Here is a 4604-nt window from a genome sequence, read left to right as displayed (position 1 = left end):
AGACCCCGATCGCGCCGGTCGCGGTCGAGGACGTCGCGCCGCTGGTGCTCGAGCCGCCAGTGATCCTGGGTCCGCCCGCCGACGTCTGGGTCGAGCTGCCCGAGGCCGCCGAAGCCGCTCCGGCCAAGAAGCCGCGCCGTTCGCGCAGCCGTGGCCGCAAGGGCGCCGCCGAGACTGAAGCCGCGGAAACCGTGGAAGCGGTGATCGCCGAAGCCGCGTCCGAGGCTCCCGCCGAGGCCCTGGCCGAAGTCGTCGCCGAGACCGCGCCGCTCGTCGCCGCCGATGTCGAGATCGCCCCGGAGCCGGCTCCTGAGCCCGTCGCGCCGGAGCCGGTGGTCGAAGCCGTCGCCGAACCGGTCGTCGAGGCGGCTCCCGTCGCCCCCGCTCCCGTCGCCGCCGAACCGGAACCCGCGCCGGTCTCGTCCGAGCCGGATCCGAACGAGATCACCGCTCCTCCCGCCGCGCCCAAGCGCGGCTGGTGGCGCCGCGGCTGATCCAGCAACAAAGGACCGCGGCGGCGCCATGGCGTCGCCGCGGTTCGCGCCTATATCCCCTCCTAGACAAGCCTCGCTCTGAACAAGCCTAGCCTTTGCGATTCCCACTTGAAGCGCGCTAGTCTGCCCGACGGCGCGGGGGCGCGACCAGGAGACCATCGATGACGTCCCGCAAGAGGGCGGTCGGCAAGACCTTCGGGGCCGGCCTCTCGGCCCTGGCGCTTCTGACCGCCGTCATGGCCCCGATCAGCGCGGCCCGCGCCCAGGACGGCGGCATCTCACTGATCCGCGACACCGAGATCGAAGAGATCCTGCATCGCGACGCCGACCCGATCTATGCGGCGGCGGGCCTGGATCCCAAGACCGTGCGCATCCTGCTGGTCGGCGACAAGGAACTGAACGCCTTCGCCACCCAGGGCCTGATGATGGGCCTCAACACCGGCCTGATCCTGCAGACTGAGACGCCCAACCAGCTGAAGGGCGTCATCGCCCACGAAAGCGGCCACCTCGCCGGCGCCCACCCGCTGCGCTCCGACGAGATGATGAAGGCCGGCCTCAAGCCGATGATCCTGACGATGGGTCTGGGCGTCCTGGCCGCCCTGGCCGGCGCGCCCGACGCCGGCGCGGTGCTGTTCGGCAACGCCAGCTATTTCGGCACGCTCGGCGCCCTGGGCTACAGCCGCGAGCAGGAATCCCGCGCCGACCAGGCCGGCGCCAACTTCCTGGAAGCCACCGGCCAATCGGGCCGCGGCCTCGTCGAGTTCTTCGACAACTTCCGCTACCAGGAGGTCTTCGACCAGTCGCGGCGCTTTGCGTATTTCCGCAGCCACCCGCTGTCGTCCGACCGCATCGAGGCCCTGCGGGCCAAGGTCGAGCGCCTGCCGCACTACGACGCCGTCGACAGCCCCGACGAGCTGGCCGAGCACGAGATCATGAAGGCCAAGCTGGAGGGGTTCATCAACCCGCAGACGGCCCTCATCAAGTATCGCGAAAGCGACCGCGGCTTCCCCGCCCGCTACGCCCGCGCCATCGCCTACTACCAGATGAAGGAGCCCGACCGGGCCCTGCGCATCCTCGACGACCTGATCGGCGAGAACGAGAAGAACCCCTATCTCTGGGAGCTCAAGGGCCAGATCCTGTTCGAGTTCAACCGCGTGGCCCTGGCCGAGGAGCCGCAGCGCCGCTCCGTCGCCCTCAAGCCCGACGCGGCCCTGCTGCGCATCAATCTGGGCCAGACCCTGATCGGCCTCGACGATCCCAAGAAGGTCGAGGAAGGCGTCGGCGAGCTGAAGCGCGCCCTGGTCAACGAGAGCGACAACGCCGTGGCCTGGCGCCTGCTGGCCCAGGCCTACGACAAGCAGGGCAAGGACGGCGACGCGCGCCTGGCCACCGCCGAGCAGTACTTCAACCTGGGCGCCGTCCGCGAGGCCCGGGTGTTCGCCATGCGCGCCCGCGAACTGCTCAAGAAGGACACCCCCGAGTGGCGGCGCGCCACCGACATCGTGCTGGCCTCCAAGCCCAGCGACCAGGACCTCAAGGCGCTCGCCAAAGAGGGCCTGTTCGGCCGTTGACCTCCCGCATAGAGACCTGAATGCCCCTTCGCCGTCCCCTCGCCTTCGCCGCCGCCGGCCTCGTCCTGTCGATCGGCATGGCCGCCTGCAGCCAGCCCCAGACCGCCGGCAAGGCCGACACGCCCAAGGTCGACGAGGCCTTCGGCAAGAAGGTCCGCGCCTATCTGCTGGAGCACCCGGAGATCCTGCTGGAAGTCAGCGCCAAGCTGCAGGAAAAGCAGCTGGCCGAGGCCTCGGCCAAGTCGCAGGGCGCCATCGCCAAGCACCGCCAGGCCATCGAGCGCGACCCGCGCGACTTCGTCGCCAACCCGAACGGGACGATCACCGTCACCGAGTTCTTCGACTACAAGTGCGGCTACTGCAAGCTGGCCGCCCCGCAGATCCTCGAGATCATCGAGAAGAACCCCGACGTCCGCTTCGTCTTCAAGGAATTCGTGATCTTCGGCCACACCTCCGAGGTCGCCGCCCGCATGGCGATCGGCGCCCAGGACCAGGGCAAGACCCTGGCCGTCTACAAGGCGATGATGGAGGAGAAGAGCCTCGACGACGCCGCCGTCGATCGCCTGGCCAAGGCCGCCGGCGTCGACGTCGCCAAGGCCCGCGCCGCCGGCCAGAGCGCTTCCGTCACCCAGCAGCTGCAGGACATCCAGGGCCTGGCCCAGACCCTGGCCATCGAAGGCACCCCGGCCTTCATCGTCGGCGACAAGATGATCCCGGGCGCCGACATGAACGCCCTGAAGCTGGCCATCGAGGAAGCCCGCCTGGCGGCCAAGAAGAAGGGCTGACGCGGAGCGCGACCGGGCGGCAGGAGTCGCCCGGCGGTCGAAACGGCGCGGCAAGCTTTGCCGCTCTGGCCAGGCCTTGCCGCGACACGTCGCCGCAACCTTTTGAAATCTTTGGTAACCGCCGTGCGAGCCCCGCTTGCACGGCGTTTGCTTTGCATCTCCCGCCAGATCTTCGGCGGGAGTTCCCATGCTTGTTTCCGGTTCCAGTTCCTGGTCGATCCTGTCGACCGCGGCCGCCGATCGCGTCAACGGCGCGACCGCCCAGTTCGCCCCCGCCACGTCCGGCCTCGGCGGAAGCTCGGCCAAGCAGGAGCTCTACGACTACGCGTCCAAGTCGCCGGCCGAGAAGATGCGCGCAGCCATCCTCGACAAGTTGGGCCTCACCGAAGAGCAGGTGGCCGCGATGGACCCCAAGGAGCGCCAGAAGGTCGAGGACCAGATCAAGCAGATGATCAAGGACGAGGTCACCCAGCAGGCCGAGGAAAAGAAGGGCGTGCTGATCGACGTCAAGGCCTGAGGCCCAAGATCCTCCCCCTCTGGGGGAGGTGGCCTGAAGGGCCGGAGGGGGGGGCCGTTCTCAGCCGCCCTGACATTTCTCGCTAATTCAACGTCATCCCGGAAAGCCCGCAGGGCTTATCCGGGACCCAGGGGCCGGCGCAGTGCGGCTGCTCCTGGGTCCCGGCTCTCCGCTTCGCTGCGGCCGGGATGACGACTTCAGGGGCTTTGCACGCCCCTTAAATCAGCCCCGCCAGCGGCGAGCTCGGATCGGCATAGAGCCGCTTCTGCATCCGCCCGGCCAGATAGGCCTCACGCCCGGCGATCACCGCGTGCTTCATGGCCTTGGCCATGCGGATCGGGTCCTTGGCCTCGGCGATGGCGGTGTTCATCAGGATGGCGTCGCAGCCCAGCTCCATGCCGATCGCCGCGTCCGAAGCCGTGCCGACGCCGGCGTCGACCAGCACTGGCACCTTGGCGTTCTCGATGATGATCCGCAGGTTGACGCGGTTCTGGATGCCCAGGCCCGAGCCGATCGGCGCCCCCAGCGGCATGATCGCCACCGCGCCGGCCTCTTCCAGCTTGCGGGCGTAGACCGGATCATCCGAGCAGTAGACCATCACCTGGAAGCCGTCGGCGACCAGCAGCTTCAGCGAGCGCAGGGTCTCTTCCATGTCCGGGAACAGGGTCTTGGGGTCGGAAAGGACCTCCAGCTTGACCAGGTCCCAGCCGCCGGCCTCGCGGGCCAGGCGCAGGGTGCGCACGGCGTCCTCACCGGTGAAGCAGCCCGCCGTGTTCGGAAGATAGGTGAACTCGGTCGGCTTGACGTAGTCGACCAGCAGCGGCTGGCTCGGATCGGTCAGGTTCACGCGGCGCACCGCCACGGTGACGATCTCGGCCCCGGCCGCGCGGGCGGCGGCGGCGTTGGTCGCATAGTCCTTGTACTTGCCGGTGCCCACGATCAGGCGCGAGCGGAAGGTGCGGCCGGCGACGGTCCAGGTCTCGTCGGCGTCGACGGTCTGGACGGCGGATTCGGGGGAGACGTGCGCGTTCATCCGGCCGGTTTACGCCTGGGCAGGCTGGGATTCAAATCCGTAGAGGCCCGCGGGTGATCGGCTGTCGGGATTGCCTGGCTTCCACCGGCCTTGGCCACCCCTCCTCCGTAAAATCCCCACGAAAGCGGGGATCCAGGCTTTTTCTGAAATGCGCCGCGCCAAAAAAGCCCTTCCCCCTTGATGGGGGAAGGGTTGGGATGGGGG

General features: G+C 68.8%; 4 protein-coding genes and 2 pseudogenes. 4 read left to right on the top strand and 2 right to left on the bottom strand.

The window, feature by feature from the left end:
* The 4 genes and pseudogenes from DMC18_RS26075 to DMC18_RS15545 form a co-directional block, all read left to right on the top strand.
* Nucleotides 1-494: pseudogene (locus tag DMC18_RS26075) on the top strand (hypothetical protein); the annotation flags it as partial.
* Between the two features lie 161 nt (nucleotides 495-655).
* On the top strand, nucleotides 656-2065 hold the full coding sequence (locus DMC18_RS15555) for a M48 family metalloprotease (RefSeq protein ID WP_110119823.1): 1410 nt from the start codon (nucleotides 656-658) through the stop codon (nucleotides 2063-2065).
* A 20-nt stretch (nucleotides 2066-2085) separates the two neighbouring features.
* Nucleotides 2086-2850, top strand: coding sequence for a DsbA family protein (locus tag DMC18_RS15550; protein WP_110119824.1), 765 nt, complete (start codon nucleotides 2086-2088; stop codon nucleotides 2848-2850).
* 187 nt (nucleotides 2851-3037) lie between these two features.
* Nucleotides 3038-3367, top strand: a complete 330-nt coding sequence (locus DMC18_RS15545; protein WP_110119825.1) for a hypothetical protein — start codon at nucleotides 3038-3040, stop codon at nucleotides 3365-3367.
* A gap of 119 nt (nucleotides 3368-3486) precedes the next feature.
* Here DMC18_RS15545 and DMC18_RS26975 read toward each other — a convergent pair.
* Nucleotides 3487-3558 (bottom strand): annotated as a pseudogene (locus DMC18_RS26975) (hypothetical protein); the annotation flags it as partial.
* Between the two features lie 26 nt (nucleotides 3559-3584).
* Nucleotides 3585-4400, bottom strand: a complete 816-nt coding sequence (locus DMC18_RS15540; protein WP_110119826.1) for a thiazole synthase — start codon at nucleotides 4398-4400, stop codon at nucleotides 3585-3587.
* Between the last annotated feature and the right edge of the window lie 204 nt (nucleotides 4401-4604).

Origin of the sequence: Caulobacter sp. D5, from assembly GCF_003185805.1 — a bacterium.
Lineage (GTDB): Bacteria > Pseudomonadota > Alphaproteobacteria > Caulobacterales > Caulobacteraceae > Caulobacter.
The sequence above is the reverse complement of the archived record's forward strand: the minus strand, read 5'-3'. Positions and strand labels throughout refer to the sequence as shown.

Bases quoted from the DNA above. Each gene is read 5' to 3' on its own strand.
- DMC18_RS15545 (WP_110119825.1), top strand. From the start codon at position 3,038: ATGCTTGTTTCCGGTTCCAGTTCCTGGTCGATCCTGTCGACCGCGGCC.
- DMC18_RS15550 (WP_110119824.1), top strand. From the start codon at position 2,086: ATGCCCCTTCGCCGTCCCCTCGCCTTCGCCGCCGCCGGCCTCGTCCTG.
- DMC18_RS15540 (WP_110119826.1), bottom strand. From the start codon at position 4,400: ATGAACGCGCACGTCTCCCCCGAATCCGCCGTCCAGACCGTCGACGCC.
- DMC18_RS15555 (WP_110119823.1), top strand. From the start codon at position 656: ATGACGTCCCGCAAGAGGGCGGTCGGCAAGACCTTCGGGGCCGGCCTC.